Genomic DNA, 13886 nt, shown 5'->3' with positions numbered 1-13886 from the left:
CGTTAGTATTCACTTTTAATACTCAAGATTATGTATTGGACATTGGAATTAGCATCAAAACTAGAAGATGCGCCTTGGCCGGCAACCAAAGAAGAGTTGATCGATTATGCCATGCGTTCAGGGGCTCCTCTTGAAGTTATTGAGAATCTCCAGGAAATGGAAGATGAGGGCGAAATCTATGAGAGTATCGAAGATATTTGGCCGGATTATCCTAGCAAAGAAGATTTTTTCTTTAACGAAGAGGAGTATTAATGCAAAAATCGGCAAAAGGACTTGAAAATCAAGCTGAAAATCAATAAAATGGGCGATTCAAAAATCGTCCATTTTTCGTTTTAAGGCGTTTTAAAGCCGAATATGTTTCCCAAAAATTACATTATTTTTGCTCCATATTCCTAAATTTAAAATAGTAAGTATATGGGACGAGTTAAGTCATTAAGTAATTCAGGCAGCTTTGTTTTGCGGAAAGATAATCAAAATGCTAAAGGTGAGTATCAGGTTTATATTCAATATTCATTGGATAGAAAGATTGCAAAAGATAAAACGGATGTGTGGGTGAAGGAGAAGGAATGGAACGATAAGGCACAAAAGGTTCGTGCTACCCATCCGCAAAGTGTCCGACTGAATAAGATGCTTGATAAAAAGAAAAATGATATTGATGCGCTGATATTAGATTTCCCGTCTGAGAAACGTTTAACAATTGATGTACTGCGCTCAATGGTTAGAGGTGAATACAATGCGAATGAGGAGAAAAATCAGGATTTTGTACAGTTGGCTATTGACAATTTAGAATCGTTATATAAGACGGAAAAGATAGGTATAAGTGTTCGTGATAATGGTTTAAATGGTTTGAAACTGTTTCGTACTTTTCTTTTGGAGGAATTAGGTGAAGATAGCATTAGTATTGCTGATATGACGGAAGATATAATAGATTCTTATATTATATGGCGAAAAAGTAAACGTAATAATATAAATGCCACTATCAATAAGTCATTAACTCCATTGATGAAGGCTGCAAAACTTGCAGCAAGAAAAGGTTGATGGAAGCGTCTGTTGCTGATGTAATATCAGAAAAGTATTTGCCAATTAAAACGAAATTATCGGATGAAGATGCGGAAGATGAAGATGTACACTACTTGACTAAAGAACAGTTGAGTAAGTTTGTTGCGTTGTATAATGTAGTGAAATATCCACGTACAAGGGAATATATGGATATGTTTTTATTTGCCTTTCATGCTTGCGGTTTGCGCTTCTCCGATATACTAACCCTTCAATGGATGCACGTTGATTTGGAAAAGCATAAGTTGAAAAAAAGTTCTGTATAAGGGACAAGTACCACATGAAATTACCTTGAATGATGCGGCAGTAAAAATCTTGGAGCAATGGAAGATGAAAAAAAGAAGTAACCGCTTTGTATTTGCTTTGCTGCCTGATGATTTTAATTTGGCTGATGAAGAAGAACTTAAACGAATGCGGATTAATAAGAACACTCCTATAAAGGTGTCGTTAAAAGCATTAGGACATAAAATCGGAGATTTGTCATTCAATTTGACGATGCACGTTGCAAGACACTTAAGTTCTATTTTATAATTGATATACAATCAATTATAGTTCCTATCCTCTTAAATGGGTAACGATTTAGAAACGAGCGAATCACACATATTCGCCATATTTTGCATTAAGTCAAAAGAACACTTTTTGTTATACAAAGATAGTATTTTTTAAATTTATCTGCTATTTTTTCTTACCACAATTTCAATAGCTAACCTAATATAAATCCTATAACCCTCGATTTTTCCCTTCTTAATTATTGTAATGCTGGTTCAGTAGATTCACTGGTAGAGGCATTGGAGAAACAAGACCTGTTGGTTAATTCCATATTGGCTCAACTCGAGTGCAAAATTCTCTGGAATATGTTTCGTAATGTCATTTTATTGATCGATTATTTTCATCACGAAGAGGCAATCTGAAATCCTCAAAATAGATTTTTTGGAAAGAATAAATAATAAAATGTTATGAACAAGAAAAAACTGGTACACATCATATTCCGCGAACTCGCCCCGCCTATGTCTTGCAAGAGAAAAACGCCTTGGTGCCCGACAAAGCCGTCGGGATTATCAAGCGCGCTCTTGCATCGTGTGAGTCTGTGAAACGGTCCGGGTTCGGTCCTTTTGTCATGAAAGACGTTCCGTCACGGTTGTTCTGTTCCACACATTTGGAAAAATACACCACCTCCAAAGGTACAAAACGAATCTCATTTGTCCCGTTCCGGATGAAATAGTCTATAATTTATTAGCCAGCGCATGAATGCCTGTTACGGAAGTTGGGAACAACAGGCCGTATAACCGATAATAAATGCCGTTTAAAAATAAATTCAAGCGGCATTTTTCTGTCGATTATCATCAGAATAACATAGGAGAATTGCGATAACGATTTAACTACCACACCATCTGCAAAGTCATTCGGCCATATCAATACAAAAATATAAGTCATATCAATTTCAAATCCTTTGCTATCTGACAGTACGTGGAAACTGACAGCAAGGAATGACCATGAGAATTAGTCCAAAATCGCAAAAATAGTGACAATCGTGATTTTGTTTATAAAAGGCTTTTGAACTCCTCTGTGTTTTTGTAATTTTGTATCGCCTTAGAAGGAGTCGCCGAGAATTCTTGCAGCCCTCGAACAGGTTCGGATTCAGTTATGAATTGGATAATTCTGATTGTCGCCGGCTTCTGCGAGGTCGGCTTTACTTACTGTCTCGGACGTGCAAAGTCCGTTGATGGTCTCCCTTGGTGGGGCTGGATGGCAGGATTCCTTGTGTTTACGATTATAAGCATGGGATTGCTGGCAAAAGCCACGCAGAGCCTGCCGATAGGCACTGCCTATGCCGTATGGACCGGTATCGGGGCTGTCGGAACGGTTTTGGTGGGAATCCTCTTTTTCCAAGAACCGGCAACTTTTTGGCGTTTGTTTTTCATCTTCACGCTAATCTCATCAATTATCGGACTTAAAATCGTATCATAAGCCATGGAATTTCGTAAGATGCGGCGTTCTCGCCAACAGCTCTCAAAAACGGAATGTGATGCCATTTTGTCGGTGGCGACATCCGGCACACTTGCCCTGCTCGGTGACAACGGCTATCCGTATGCTGTTCCGATAAGTTATGTTTATGCTGACGGCAGGCTATATTTTCATAGTGCCAAAACGGGTCATAAGGTAGATGCCATAAGAGGGCATGACAAGGCTTCATTTTGTGTCATAGCTGCCGATGAGGTTCGCCCCTCCGAGTTTACCACCTATTTCCGAAGTGTCATTGCCTTCGGGAAAATTCAAATCATCGAATCCGAGAGCGAAAGGATGTATGCAGCATCTTTGCTGGGTGCGAGATACAATCCCGGCGATGATGCAGGATTACAAAAAGAGCTGGAAAAAGGTCTGTCGCACATGCTTATTCTCCGTCTCGACATTGAGCATTTGACAGGCAAGGAAGCTATTGAACTTGTGAGAAAGAGATGAATACTATATTCTGCGACATATACATGTCGTGGAATACAAAAAATTTAGGCATTCCGCATTATTCCGCCACCTACCGGACCGCACCGCCGTTACGGAACTCCAGCGGCGAACAACCGGTCTTGCGCCGAAAAAAACGGCACATATACGACGCGTCCTCGAAGTTCAGCAGGTCAGCGATTTCGGATACGGACAGCCGCGTATCAATAAGGTAACTTTTCATCTCGACAAGCAACTGCTGCTCGATCAGTGTCTTCGGCGACATGCCGTAAGCACGGCGGCACACCTTATTCAGATAATCCGGAGTTATATTTAACGCTTTCGCATAGAAAGAGACCGACCTTTCCCGGAACGCATGCTTCGTCAGCAGCGACCACAGCCGAGTGGTAATATCCCACGCCCGATCCTTATGCGCATGGATTTTCGTTTCGACAGCCTTGCCGAGTTCGGCATCAATGGCGATAAAAAGGTGGTAAACGTTGTTGTTGAGCAGAACCGAACGGTCGGGGCCGTCAAGATGCGTCAGTATCCACTCCATCTGTTCCAGCCACCCCGACACGAGGCTGCATTGCTCCGGCGACAACCTCAATATCGGAACATGATGGAGGTAATCCCACAAGGATACGCTGGTAATCCGGTAATAGGCGGCTTCGAGCATAGGCTCGGACAAAGCAACATAACGGGCCGAAAATCCGGCAGACACCTCCGATACTGAAAAATAGACATCAGAGGTCAGAACGGCAAGGTCATTCTTGCGGAAAACCAAATTCTGCATATTCGCCGACACGGTCGCTCTGCCGCCCGTACAGAGCAGGAACACGCACCCGTCGGTTCTGATGACACGTCCGATGCTTTTCTTCCAGTCGGTTATGCCGCATGATTCATTCTGATATGTCGATGTATTCATACCGCAAAATTAGGCAAAATCTTACTGTCGGCAAGTCAGATGTATTGAAAAGTACCATAAGTCACCGAAAAAACACCCCTTCCGTCCCGGGGAGAATATCTAAATTTGCGGCCTGTATTCAATGACATATCAGCAGATGAAAAAAGATAGAAATTTAAATAGAGACAGGCTCGATTTTGCGAACGACAATATCGGTCCTATGTTCCGTTCGCTGTTTTTCCCGACGCTCGTCGGAATGATTTTCAATTCGGCATTGACGGTCATCGACGGCATCTTCGTCGGTCGGGGCGTGGGAACCGAAGGAATCGCAGCGGTGAATATCGTCGCCCCGGTTTTTATGGTCATCACCGGCATCGGACTGATGTTCGGAATCGGAGCCTCGGTCATAGCGAGCATCCGGCTGTCGGAAAACAAAGTGAAAGCTGCCCGTATCATCATGACGCAGGCTTTCATCGTCGGATTATTGCTTGTCGGGGTAATTGGTCTCGGCAGTTTTGTTTTTCCCCGTGGCGTCGTTCACGCACTGGGGTGCAGCCCTCTGCTCGAAGAGAATGCCGTGAGCTATCTGCTCTGGCTGTTGCCCGGCTTGTTTTTCCTGTTCGTCGAGTGTGTGGGCATGATGCTCATCCGTCTGGACGGTGCGCCGAAGTATGCCATGACGATTCAGATCGTAGCTGCGGTCGTCAATATCGTACTCGACTGGTACATGGTGTTCCCGCTGGCTGGGGAGTGATGGGTGCGGCATTGGCCACATCAATAGCCTGCGCCGTGGGAGGAGCGATGGTCTTTGCCTATTTCTTCCGGTTCGCGGACAAACTGCGGTTCTACCCGCTGAAACGGACCCTGACCTCGCTTTTGTTGACTCTGCGCAATACCGGGTACATGGTCCGTATCGGATTCGCCACTTTCCTGACCGAACTGGCTATGAGCGTCATGATGCTCACGGGAAACTATATGTTCATCTCTATGCTCGGCGAAGAGGGTGTCGCAGCTTTCGCCATCGCCTGCTATCTCTTTCCGGTTGTTTTCTCCATCAGCAATGCCGTTGCCCAGTCGGCGCAACCTATCATCAGCTTCAACTACGGGGCGCATCTGCTCCACCGCGTCAGCCGGACGCTGCGCATATCGGTTCTTACCGCTGTGATATGCGGAGCATCGGTAACGGTCGGACTGTGGGCGGGAGCGGCGCAGGTCGCCCGCCTGTTTCTCAGTCCGCAGGAGAGTGCATATATGCTGGCGGTCGATGGTTTGCCGCTATTTGCCTTGTGCGCCGTATTCTTCGCGATCAACATCGCCTTTATCGGTTACTATCAGAGCATCGAGAAAGCTATGGTTTCCACCGTATATACGCTGTTGCGGGGCATATTGTTCCTTGTGCCGTGCTTCGTCCTGTTGCCCCGGGCATTCGGTGTCTCCGGCCTATGGCTTGCCATTCCGGCAGCGGAACTGCTGACCTGTGCCGTCATTTACATCCGATACGTCAGGCAGAAATTCGTCGGTATCTGAAATACGATTGCTAACGATGGTCTATCTACATAAAACGCCTTTCTGCCCAAGAGAAAGAATTTGACATTGAAATAGCATGACAACACGAAATAAACAAGAAAGAACTGATCCGCACCATATCCAAGGAACTTACCCCACCCATGTCGCAGGACAAAATCGCTCTGGTGCTCGACAAAGCCGTCGGGATAACCAAGCGTACCCTTGCGGCAGATGAGTCTGTGAAATAGTCCGGCTTCGGTTCTTTCGTCATGAAAGACGTTCCGTCTCGGCTGTTCTATTCCACACATTTGGAAAAATACACCACCTCCAAAGGCACAAAACGAATCACATTCGTACCGTCGAGAACAAAATAGTCTATAATCAGATTGGCCAGCGCATGAATGGCAATTGGGGGCAGCAGGCTATATGATCACCGGCTACAAACTAAGATGCCGTTTGAAAAACAAATTCAAGCGGCATCCTTATTATTCTCTTACCCCAAACTTATTCCAACCCCAAAATCTTTTTCAGAGCAGGGCGATAACCAGCGCCCCATTTTTCAAGCTCTGCAATTAAAGGAAGCAATGTTCTCCCAGCTTCTGTCAATGAGTATTCAGAATGCGGAGGCAACTCCTTAAAAATCTCTTTCTTAATAATCCCGTGCAGTTCGAGTTCTTTTAATTGTTGATTGATTACTCGTGGAGTTGCATCCAAAAACTCACGATGCAGTTCGCTCGGTCGTTTTGCACCATTTGCCAACCGATTTATAATACAGCATTTCCACTTACCGCTGATTATTTCCATCGTGATTTTTATATCACAATTTATATCAAAGGGGATTTTCTTCTCATACATAACTATACTACGTCTAAAAATTGCTGTAAATATACATCTTTTGTTTAATACGCACAAAAGTATGTATAGGGGTAAATTTATCACTATATGAATAATTTTACCGTACTTGCCTGAAATTGCAGAACACTATAACTTTGCACGCAAAAACAAAATAAATTATGAAAAAGAATACATTGATATCGTTTTTTCAAACCTGTGGCTCAACCGTTGAAAAGTTAAGTCTATTGCCAGTAATGAAACATTTTGGATTTATAATCCTGCTTCTTTTGGTTACATCTTGCTCGAATACGAAAACAGAAAATAATATGAGTGAAAACAAAGTATTGGAAGTTCTGAAAACCCGCAGGCAATCAGAGCCTATCAGGACAAAATGCCTGAAAAAGAGTTAATAACACAAATTGTAGAAGCAGGTACTTACGCTCCTACCGGAATGGGAAAACAATCGCCCATTATCGTGGCTGTTACGAACAAGGAGATGCGGAATCGGTTATCCCAACTGAATGCCGGCATCATGGGAAGCGAATCCGATCCGTTTTATGGTGCTCCCGTCGTATTGGTGGTACTGGCAGACAAACAATGCCCGACCTATCTCTATGACGGAGCTTTAGTAATGGGCAATCTTCTGAACGCAGCCCATGCCGTAGGGCTGGGCAGTTGTTGGATACATCGGGCAAAAGAGGTATTCGACACTCCGGAAGGAAAATCCCTTCTGCGGGAATGGGGAATCGAAGGCGAATACGAAGGTATCGGGAATTGCATTCTCGGTTACAGCGCACAAGAAGCGCCCCAACCCAAGCCGAGAAAAGCGGATTATGTACATTATATCGACTGAAATTCTAATGTAAAACAATAATAACCAGTATAATGAAATTCAAGACAATGGCAGTAGCAGCATTAGCATTGGGAATGAATACCCTTTACGCTCAAAACAACACGATACGTTTGATTTACCCGCAATGGCAAGGTGCGGATATAGCCAAGTGGATAACCGAAGTGAAAGACCCCGAACAGGCATCGAGGGGATACTATCTTGGAGCGCAGTTGCTGAATTTCCTCGCTCCCGACAACGGACAGAAAACCATAACGGTCCCGGTCGCAACGGCACTTGCGGAACGTAAGGTTACGGATGGCGTACTCGATAGGGATATACTCGTAAGCCAGACAAAGGCGGCATTGGATATATTGAAAATAGAAAATCCCGATAAAATCGTAACGCTCGGCGGCGAATGTTCCGTAAGTGTCGCGCCTTTCACTTACCTCGCCGACAAATACAAGGACGACGTAGCAATGATATGGATTGACGCACACCCCGACATTACGTTGCCGGGCGATGTGTATCCGGCATATCATGCGATGGCTGTAACGGCTTGCATGGGATTGGGCGACAAGAAAATCATCGGAGAATTACCGACAAAATTCGACCCGTCCAAAATCCTTTTTGTCGGACTGCGTGATTGGGAGCGTGACGAAATCAAGACAAGACAAAAACAATACGGAATAAAACACTTGACGCCGGAAGATGTCCGTGAGAACAGCGATGCGATACGTAGTTGGCTGAAATCGTGCGGAGCGTCCAAAGTCGTCGTACATTTCGATATGGACGTGCTCGACCCTGCCGAAATCATAGCTGCTGTCGGTGTTGTTCCCAGCGGTATGAAAATATCGGAAGTCGTGAGGGTAATAAACGACATCGCTACGGAAAAAGAGATTGTCGGTTTGACCGTTGCTGAACCGATGCCGCGTACTGCGATTCGCATCAAAGAGATGTTGCACCAACTACCCTTATTGAAATAATCTGGGTATGAAAGTTTTATTGGTCAATGGAAGTCCGCATCCCCAAGGAGGAACTTGGCAAGCTCTGAGTCTGGTAGAGGAAGCCCTGCATGAAAAGGGAATCGAAACAGAATGGTTCTGGATTGGCAACAAATCAGTAAGAGGTTGTATTGACTGTCGGAAATGTGCCGAAACATACCGTTGTGCATTTTCCGACGACGTATGCAACAAGCTGATAGAATCTATTTTGAAATCCGACGGTTTGATTATCGGAACACCCGTCTATTTTGCTGCTCCCAATGGAGCTTTATGTGCACTGCTTGACAGAGTATTTTATGCAGCAAGCACACATGGCGGATTATTTCGGGGAAAACCTGCCGCAGCCATTGCCAGTTGTATCCGTTCCGGTGCAAACAGCGCAATAGATCGCCTGAATAAATACTTTACTTTCAGCGAAATGCCTATTATCAGCAGCAGCTATTGGAATATGCTGTTTGAAAAGCAACAGCAAAATGAAGAGGATGAAATGGGAGTTCGGACAATGCGGACATTAGGATACAACATGGCCAAAATGTTGATTGGTCAATAGAAAATCGGGAACAGATACTATGAACAAGAAAGAACTGATCCGCACCATCTCCAGCGAACTCGACCCGCCCATGTCGCAAGAGAAAATCGCCTTGGTGCTCGACAAAGCCGTCGAGATTACCAAGCGCACGCTTGCGACAGGTGAACCTGTAAAATGGTCCGGATTCGGTTCTTTTGTCTTGAAGGACGTTCCACCACGGTTATTCTATTCTACCCATTTGGAAAAATATACCACCTCCAAAGGCACAAAACGAATCACATTCGTACCATCAAGAATAAAGTAGCTACTATTCAAACATATACAGAAGTGCCGCCTGAACGATAAATTCAGGCGGCATCTTTATTTCAGGCTTTTAGGAAGCCGTCACCCTGTTCCTGAACTCCTTCGGCGTACAACCTTCCTGCCGTTTGAAAAAACGGACGAAATGCTGCGGGTGCTGGAACCCAAGCGATTCTGCAATCTGCTTGATTGTACCTGCCGGATCAAGCATCCGTTCCTTGGCTACGGCTATCATTTTCAACTGTATGTACTCCTGCGCCGTTTTCCCTGTTTCCTGCTTTACCAAATCCCCGAAATAATTGGGCGAAAGACAAATCTTGTCGGCGAAATATTTCACGGTCGGGATTCCTTCCTTTGCCGCCGTATCCGAATAGAGATAATCGTCCAACAGCCGCTCGAAACGTGCCAACGCATCGTGATTCATATCCTCACGCGTGATGAACTGCCTCTCGTAGAAACGCATGCAATAGTTGAGCAGCACCTCGATATTGGAAACAATCAGCGACTTGGAGAACTTGTCGATGGGATGCTGCAACTCACGGACAATCTTCTCCATGTAATCTTGAAGGATGATGCGCTCTTCCGTCGAAAGATGTAACGCCTCGTTGGATGCGTAGGAGAAAAACGAATACTGCTTCATCTTCTGCCCCAACGAAGTACGGTGCAAGAAATCGGGATGGAACAACAAACCGATGGCTTCCGGTGCGGGGCCGTCCTCCAACCGGTGAATGCCGACCGTCTGTCCCGGAGCGAAACTCACGACCGTTTCATCGTCGAAATCATAGACCGTCTTTCCGTAGTTGATGATGCACCCGGTCGTCTTTTTGAGAAACAACGCATAAAATCCCAGCGTCATCCGGTGTGTCGGTTGCGGCACGGAGCCGTCGAAATGCACGATGCCGACCAACGGGTGGCGTGTCTCGAACCCAAAGAACCGATTGTACTGTTCGATGGTGTCAGCCTTTACTATATCCGCAGTGTGATCCATAATTCTATAAATACTTTTCTTTCAATAACGTAGATTTCTTATTCGCAATACAAAGGAAATACATTTTCCCCGATTATAAAAGCATCATAGGGCAAAACACGTAATTCGGGTACTTTTATCCGTAAGCCGGGTACTTTGCTGAATATCATACTGAAACGCTTGCAATAGAATCTGTAATCGGGGTACTTCTGTCCGTAAGACAGGTACCGTGTCACATCATGGAACTCCCTAATTTTGCATCGTACAAAAAACAATAATTCAAAATCAAGCAAATATGAAACGTATAGTAATTACAACCATGACGGCGTTGGCTTTCTTCGCTTCTGCCGTTGCACAAAACCAAAACGAGCGTGTTCCCGCGAAGGGATTCGCCATGTTCTCCGCCGAAGACACCTTCCATCCTTACGAGTTTACCCGTCATGCCATCGGCGACAACGACATCCAGATTGAAATCCTGTATGCAGGCATCTGCCACAGCGACCTGCACGCCGCTTGGGACGAGCAGCAGGAACAGGGATTGCACGCCGCTTACCCCATGATTCCGGGGCACGAAATCGCCGGACGTGTGGCGAAAGTCGGCAAGAACGTCACGAAATTCAAGGTCGGCGATCTGGCAGGCGTCGGCTGCATGGTCAATGCCTGCGGACATTGCTCCTCCTGTGAAATGCACAAGGAGCAGTTCTGCGAAAAGGGTACGACATTTACCTACAATTCCAGAGACATCTACCACGACGGCGAGATGGCGATGGGCGGCTACTCGGACAACATCGTGGTAAGCGAGAACTTCGCCATCAAGATACCTGCAAACGCCGACCTGAAACGGGTCGCCCCGCTTCTGTGTGCGGGTGTGACGACTTGGTCGCCCATTCATTTCAGCAACGTCAAGAAAGGCGACAAGGTAGCGGTAGCCGGTTACGGCGGACTGGGACATATGGCGGTGCAATATCTGGTGGACCTGGGAGCCGATGTGACCGTGTTCGACCGCACCGAGGAGAAGCGTGCCGATGCCGCCCGTATGGGTGCTACCCGTTACGTGAATGTGAACAATCCCGAAGAGATGAAGGGACTGCGCAACACGTTCGATTTTATCATCAGCACTATCCCCGCCAACTACGAGCCGATACAATATGTCGCCATGCTGAAAATGGGCGGTGAAATGGCTATCGTGGGACTTCCCGACAAATCGACGCTCAACATAGCCAACATGGCTTTCCTCTCCCAGCGCAAGGTGTACGGTTCACTTATCGGCGGCATTAAGGAAACGCAGGAAATGCTCGACTATTCTGTGGCGCACGACATATATCCCGAAGTGGAAATCATCAAGGCAGATGCTTCCGAAATAGACAAGGCGTGGCGCAACGTTGCTGACGGGAAAGTGAAGTTCCGCTATGTAATCGACATGAGTACAATAAAATAAGGGGACGGAACGATGAACGATATTATAGAAAGAATGCGGAGCGGAAAGCGGATTTCGGAAACGGATTCCGACTTCCCCCGTTTGTGCGAGGAGATCGAGAACACGAAGCGGCTCGTCGTGGAACTGAACACAGGTTATCACACGCCCGATGAAGTGCGTGCGCTGCTCGAACGCATCTGGGGACAGCCGCTGGATGCCTCCGTGCGTATGTTCCCGCCGTTCTATACGGCTTTCGGAAAAACGACCCGTGTGGGCAAAGAGGTGTTCATCAACTTCGGCTGCACGTTCCTTGACCAAGGCGGCATCACACTCGAAGACGGTGTATTCATCGGACCGGGAGCGAAAATTCTGACGGAACATCATCCCGAAGAACCGGCTTTGCGGCATCGGCTGCTGGTCAAGCCCGTAATCGTCCGCCGCAACGCGTGGATTGGTGCGGGTGCGATGATAATGCCGGGCGTTACCGTCGGTGAAAACGCCATCGTTGCCGCCGGAGCTGTTGTGACGAAAGATGTACCGACAATACCGTTGTCGCGGGTGTACCTGCAAAAATATTACGTAAAATCAAAGAATAAACCGATATGAAAATGCTTATATCATCCCTTCTCCTTATGTCGGGGCTGGCTCTTTCCACAGGAGCTTGCAGCCCGACCGACGAGCCGGTAAAAACCGAAGAACCGTCCCCAGTTCCCGACCCAGACCCGGAACCGAATCCCGATCCTACACCTGACCCACAGCCTACGGGTGGCCGTGCCTTGGTGGTCTATTTCTCCTGCACAAACACGACCAAAGGCGTTGCCGACCGGATTGTCGAGGCGAGCGATGCGGCGACTTGGCGCATCGAGCCCGAAGTGGCTTACACGTCCGAGGATTTGAACTACAACAATTCGTCCTCCCGTGCCAACCGCGAGCAGAACGACCCGTCGGCACGCCCTGCCATCAAGGGCAAATGCGAGAACCTTGCCGATTACGATGTGGTTTTCCTCGGTTATCCCATCTGGTGGGGCAAAGCTCCGAAAGTCATTTTCACCTTCCTCGAAAGCCACGACTTCACGGGCAAGACCATTGTTCCGTTCTGCACCTCCCACTCCAGCGGCATCGGTTCGAGCGATACCGACCTGCATCGTCTGGCGACCGGAGCCGAATGGAAGCAGGGACGACGGTTCGGTGGTAACGAATCGAAAGAAACAATTAAAAACTGGATTGAAAGTATGAACTTGAATTTTAATAATAATACGAATGCAGGGGTATTCGACCTCTCGAAAGGGACGAACGGAAACGCCCCGACAGTGAAATTAAGCAGCGGCTACGATATGCCGATTCTCGGGTTAGGAACTTACAGCCTGCATGGAGCCACTTGCGTCAATTCTGTAAAGGCTGCGCTTGCCGCCGGTTTCCGTAAATTCGACACGGCTTACATTTATGGCAACGAGGAGGAAGTGGGACAAGGTGTCCGCGAATCGGGTGTGCCGCGTGAGGAAATCTTCGTGGCAACCAAACTCTATCCCAACCAGTATTCCAATCCCGAAGCCGCCATCGAGGAGTGCCTGCGCAAACTCGACATCGGATACATCGACCTGATGCTGTTGCACCATCCGGGGGCAAACGACGTGAAAGCGTACAAGGCGATGGAAAAATATGTGGCGGCGGGCAAAATCCGTTCGATAGGCGTATCGTGCTACTATGTCAAGGAAATCAATGAATTTCTGCCGAAAGTGAACATCAAACCTGTGTTGGTTCAAAACGAGGTTCATCCCTATTATCAGGACACGGAAGTAATGGAACATCTCCATGACCTCGGGATCGTCGTCGAGGCATGGTATCCGCTCGGAGGTCGCGGACATCAGAAAGAGCTTTTGAGTGATCCAGTATTGTCCGAAATTGCAGCCAAACACAATAAATCGGTAGTGCAGGTGATTCTCAGATGGCACTTGCAACGGGGTGTGGTCGCTATCCCCGGTTCAAGCAACCCCGATCATATCAGGGAGAACATCTCTGTTTTCGACTTTTCGCTGACCGATGACGAAATGGCTCGAATCGCCGCACTCGACCGGAACGAGAAGCACGACTGGTATTAACA

At 46.8% G+C, this 13886-nt stretch carries 19 protein-coding genes; 15 read left to right on the top strand and 4 right to left on the bottom strand.

The genetic code is table 11. The features are described from left to right. The first annotated feature begins 30 nt into the window (after positions 1-30). From JCM17102_RS01315 to JCM17102_RS01285, 6 genes are all read left to right on the top strand, one after another. Positions 31-252 carry a DUF2795 domain-containing protein gene (locus tag JCM17102_RS01315; protein WP_025073674.1) on the top strand — a complete coding sequence of 74 codons (222 nt, stop codon included), beginning with the start codon at positions 31-33 and terminating at the stop codon, positions 250-252. A gap of 162 nt (positions 253-414) precedes the next feature. Continuing rightward, complete coding sequence (locus tag JCM17102_RS01310) at positions 415-1038, top strand: phage integrase SAM-like domain-containing protein (protein ID WP_025073673.1); 624 nt, start codon at positions 415-417, stop codon at positions 1036-1038. Further along, positions 1038-1322: a site-specific integrase gene (locus JCM17102_RS01305; protein WP_025073672.1), complete on the top strand. Its 285-nt coding sequence runs from the start codon at positions 1038-1040 to the stop codon at positions 1320-1322. The genes JCM17102_RS01310 and JCM17102_RS01305 overlap by 1 nt, the downstream gene beginning before the upstream one ends. Positions 1323-1347: 25 nt before the next feature. Continuing rightward, entirely contained in the window at positions 1348-1587 is a 240-nt protein-coding gene (locus JCM17102_RS01300; RefSeq protein WP_025073671.1) for a hypothetical protein, read from the top strand. A 1113-nt stretch (positions 1588-2700) separates the two neighbouring features. Continuing rightward, the gene (locus tag JCM17102_RS01290) at positions 2701-3024 is read left to right on the top strand and encodes a DMT family transporter (protein ID WP_025073670.1); all 324 of its coding nucleotides are present in this window, start codon (positions 2701-2703) and stop codon (positions 3022-3024) included. Between the two features lie 3 nt (positions 3025-3027). Beyond that, positions 3028-3516 carry a pyridoxamine 5'-phosphate oxidase family protein gene (locus tag JCM17102_RS01285; RefSeq protein ID WP_025073669.1) on the top strand — a complete coding sequence of 163 codons (489 nt, stop codon included), beginning with the start codon at positions 3028-3030 and terminating at the stop codon, positions 3514-3516. Positions 3517-3586: 70 nt separating this feature from the next. On the opposite strand, the gene JCM17102_RS01280 is transcribed toward JCM17102_RS01285, so the two are convergent. Then, positions 3587-4420, bottom strand: a complete 834-nt coding sequence (locus tag JCM17102_RS01280; protein WP_025073668.1) for a helix-turn-helix domain-containing protein — start codon at positions 4418-4420, stop codon at positions 3587-3589. 136 nt (positions 4421-4556) lie between these two features. Here JCM17102_RS01280 and JCM17102_RS31125 point away from each other — a divergent pair, with 136 nt between their 5' ends. Together JCM17102_RS31125 and JCM17102_RS31120 are read left to right on the top strand one after the other, a co-directional pair. Then, positions 4557-5153, top strand: a complete 597-nt coding sequence (locus JCM17102_RS31125) for an MATE family efflux transporter (protein ID WP_275564295.1) — start codon at positions 4557-4559, stop codon at positions 5151-5153. Continuing rightward, complete coding sequence (locus tag JCM17102_RS31120) at positions 5153-5926, top strand: MATE family efflux transporter (protein ID WP_081800175.1); 774 nt, start codon at positions 5153-5155, stop codon at positions 5924-5926. Before JCM17102_RS31125 ends, JCM17102_RS31120 begins: the two co-directional genes overlap by 1 nt. A gap of 25 nt (positions 5927-5951) precedes the next feature. On the opposite strand, the gene JCM17102_RS30190 is transcribed toward JCM17102_RS31120, so the two are convergent. Next, positions 5952-6176, bottom strand: a complete 225-nt coding sequence (locus JCM17102_RS30190) for a hypothetical protein (RefSeq protein ID WP_139262163.1) — start codon at positions 6174-6176, stop codon at positions 5952-5954. 233 nt (positions 6177-6409) lie between these two features. Next, positions 6410-6760 (bottom strand): winged helix-turn-helix transcriptional regulator, encoded by a 351-nt coding sequence (locus JCM17102_RS01270; protein ID WP_025073667.1) that lies wholly within the window; start codon positions 6758-6760, stop codon positions 6410-6412. A gap of 370 nt (positions 6761-7130) precedes the next feature. Here JCM17102_RS01270 and JCM17102_RS01260 point away from each other — a divergent pair, with 370 nt between their 5' ends. From JCM17102_RS01260 to JCM17102_RS01245, 4 genes are read left to right on the top strand one after another with little or no spacing between them, the layout of a single operon-like run. Next, on the top strand, positions 7131-7592 hold the full coding sequence (locus tag JCM17102_RS01260; RefSeq protein WP_025073665.1) for a nitroreductase: 462 nt from the start codon (positions 7131-7133) through the stop codon (positions 7590-7592). A 47-nt stretch (positions 7593-7639) separates the two neighbouring features. Continuing rightward, complete coding sequence (locus JCM17102_RS01255) at positions 7640-8554, top strand: arginase family protein (protein ID WP_245798446.1); 915 nt, start codon at positions 7640-7642, stop codon at positions 8552-8554. 7 nt (positions 8555-8561) lie between these two features. Next, positions 8562-9122, top strand: a complete 561-nt coding sequence (locus tag JCM17102_RS01250) for a flavodoxin family protein (protein WP_025073663.1) — start codon at positions 8562-8564, stop codon at positions 9120-9122. 19 nt (positions 9123-9141) lie between these two features. Next, positions 9142-9405: an HU family DNA-binding protein gene (locus JCM17102_RS01245; protein WP_025073662.1), complete on the top strand. Its 264-nt coding sequence runs from the start codon at positions 9142-9144 to the stop codon at positions 9403-9405. A 69-nt stretch (positions 9406-9474) separates the two neighbouring features. Here the strand turns inward: JCM17102_RS01245 and JCM17102_RS01240 are convergent, their stop codons facing one another. Continuing rightward, positions 9475-10389 (bottom strand): helix-turn-helix domain-containing protein, encoded by a 915-nt coding sequence (locus tag JCM17102_RS01240; RefSeq protein ID WP_025073661.1) that lies wholly within the window; start codon positions 10387-10389, stop codon positions 9475-9477. 274 nt (positions 10390-10663) lie between these two features. On the opposite strand from JCM17102_RS01240, the gene JCM17102_RS01235 reads away from it, so the two are divergent. Genes JCM17102_RS01235 through JCM17102_RS01225 form a run of 3 tightly spaced genes read left to right on the top strand, consistent with a single transcriptional unit; the run spans position 10664 to position 13884 of the window. Further along, positions 10664-11806, top strand: a complete 1143-nt coding sequence (locus tag JCM17102_RS01235) for an NAD(P)-dependent alcohol dehydrogenase (protein WP_025073660.1) — start codon at positions 10664-10666, stop codon at positions 11804-11806. Positions 11807-11818: 12 nt separating this feature from the next. After that, a complete protein-coding gene (locus tag JCM17102_RS25660; RefSeq protein ID WP_275564294.1) occupies positions 11819-12391 on the top strand; it encodes a DapH/DapD/GlmU-related protein in 573 nt (190 codons plus the stop codon). After that, complete coding sequence (locus JCM17102_RS01225; RefSeq protein WP_025073659.1) at positions 12388-13884, top strand: flavodoxin; 1497 nt, start codon at positions 12388-12390, stop codon at positions 13882-13884. The genes JCM17102_RS25660 and JCM17102_RS01225 overlap by 4 nt, the downstream gene beginning before the upstream one ends. Positions 13885-13886: the final 2 nt, after the last annotated feature.

The organism is Bacteroides faecichinchillae JCM 17102 (assembly GCF_000614145.1).
GTDB lineage: Bacteria > Bacteroidota > Bacteroidia > Bacteroidales > Bacteroidaceae > Bacteroides > Bacteroides faecichinchillae.
The sequence above is the reverse complement of the archived record's forward strand: the minus strand, read 5'-3'. Positions and strand labels throughout refer to the sequence as shown.

What these genes read in the sequence shown, in the direction of transcription:
- JCM17102_RS01315 (WP_025073674.1), top strand. Translation starts at nt 31, where the DNA reads ATGTATTGGACATTGGAATTAGCATCAAAACTAGAAGATGCGCCTTGG.
- JCM17102_RS01310 (WP_025073673.1), top strand. Translation starts at nt 415, where the DNA reads ATGGGACGAGTTAAGTCATTAAGTAATTCAGGCAGCTTTGTTTTGCGG.
- JCM17102_RS01305 (WP_025073672.1), top strand. Translation starts at nt 1,038, where the DNA reads ATGGAAGCGTCTGTTGCTGATGTAATATCAGAAAAGTATTTGCCAATT.
- JCM17102_RS01290 (WP_025073670.1), top strand. Translation starts at nt 2,701, where the DNA reads ATGAATTGGATAATTCTGATTGTCGCCGGCTTCTGCGAGGTCGGCTTT.
- JCM17102_RS01285 (WP_025073669.1), top strand. Translation starts at nt 3,028, where the DNA reads ATGGAATTTCGTAAGATGCGGCGTTCTCGCCAACAGCTCTCAAAAACG.
- JCM17102_RS01280 (WP_025073668.1), bottom strand. Translation starts at nt 4,420, where the DNA reads ATGAATACATCGACATATCAGAATGAATCATGCGGCATAACCGACTGG.
- JCM17102_RS31125 (WP_275564295.1), top strand. Translation starts at nt 4,557, where the DNA reads ATGAAAAAAGATAGAAATTTAAATAGAGACAGGCTCGATTTTGCGAAC.
- JCM17102_RS31120 (WP_081800175.1), top strand. Translation starts at nt 5,153, where the DNA reads ATGGGTGCGGCATTGGCCACATCAATAGCCTGCGCCGTGGGAGGAGCG.
- JCM17102_RS30190 (WP_139262163.1), bottom strand. Translation starts at nt 6,176, where the DNA reads ATGACGAAAGAACCGAAGCCGGACTATTTCACAGACTCATCTGCCGCA.
- JCM17102_RS01270 (WP_025073667.1), bottom strand. Translation starts at nt 6,760, where the DNA reads ATGTATGAGAAGAAAATCCCCTTTGATATAAATTGTGATATAAAAATC.
- JCM17102_RS01260 (WP_025073665.1), top strand. Translation starts at nt 7,131, where the DNA reads ATGCCTGAAAAAGAGTTAATAACACAAATTGTAGAAGCAGGTACTTAC.
- JCM17102_RS01255 (WP_245798446.1), top strand. Translation starts at nt 7,640, where the DNA reads ATGGCAGTAGCAGCATTAGCATTGGGAATGAATACCCTTTACGCTCAA.
- JCM17102_RS01250 (WP_025073663.1), top strand. Translation starts at nt 8,562, where the DNA reads ATGAAAGTTTTATTGGTCAATGGAAGTCCGCATCCCCAAGGAGGAACT.
- JCM17102_RS01245 (WP_025073662.1), top strand. Translation starts at nt 9,142, where the DNA reads ATGAACAAGAAAGAACTGATCCGCACCATCTCCAGCGAACTCGACCCG.
- JCM17102_RS01240 (WP_025073661.1), bottom strand. Translation starts at nt 10,389, where the DNA reads ATGGATCACACTGCGGATATAGTAAAGGCTGACACCATCGAACAGTAC.
- JCM17102_RS01235 (WP_025073660.1), top strand. Translation starts at nt 10,664, where the DNA reads ATGAAACGTATAGTAATTACAACCATGACGGCGTTGGCTTTCTTCGCT.
- JCM17102_RS25660 (WP_275564294.1), top strand. Translation starts at nt 11,819, where the DNA reads ATGAACGATATTATAGAAAGAATGCGGAGCGGAAAGCGGATTTCGGAA.
- JCM17102_RS01225 (WP_025073659.1), top strand. Translation starts at nt 12,388, where the DNA reads ATGAAAATGCTTATATCATCCCTTCTCCTTATGTCGGGGCTGGCTCTT.